Below are 702 nucleotides of genomic sequence, written 5' to 3'. Positions count from 1 at the left end.
GTTGCGGCTACTTCGCGCACTTGACGTTTGTTCAAACCAAATAGAGGGGCAAGGTCACACGCGCCATCACCAAACTTGGTGTAGAAACCAGTGATGTTTTCTGCAGAGTGGTCAGTACCTAACACCAAGCCACCGACGTAACCGGCGATCTCGTATTGAGCGATCATACGAGCACGTGCTTTTACGTTACCTTTTACAAAGTCTACTTTTGCCGCGTCTTCTGGCATTAGCCCTGTGCCTTCTAGTGCAATATTAGAAGCGGCATGCATACCATCAACACCTTGTTTGATGTTCACAGAGATAGAATGCGTAGGTTTAATGAATGACAACGCCAATTGCGCTTCATCTTCGTCTTTTTGCTCACCGTAAGGCAGACGTACTGCGATAAACTGGTAATCGTTGCTGCCAGTTTCTTCGTTAAGTTGGTCTACAGCAAGTTGGGCAAGGCGACCTAACGTGGTTGAGTCAACACCGCCACTGATGCCAAGCACAAGTGACTTACAACCTGCTTCTTGTAGCTTGCGCTTAATAAAAGCAATACGGCGTTCAATTTCGAAATGCGGGTCAATTGACGGCAATACACGCATTTCGTCACGGATGGATTGTTCCATTTAGGGTTCCTTTTCCTGCAAATATCTTAGACACAAAAACTGCTTCGAGTGGTCATTCACCAAAGATCAAACAGTGTGACGTCGTTATCGA

At 46.3% G+C, this 702-nt stretch carries 1 protein-coding gene; it reads right to left on the bottom strand.

The features are described from left to right. Window positions 1–611 (bottom strand): ammonia-dependent NAD(+) synthetase (gene nadE, locus R7040_RS26615; RefSeq protein ID WP_318097605.1); only part of this gene is annotated, 611 nt, incomplete at its 3' end. Window positions 612–702: the final 91 nt, after the last annotated feature.

The sequence above is a fragment of the Vibrio sp. 1069 genome, from assembly GCF_033340555.1.
This window is presented reverse-complemented; position numbering and strand designations above follow the sequence as displayed.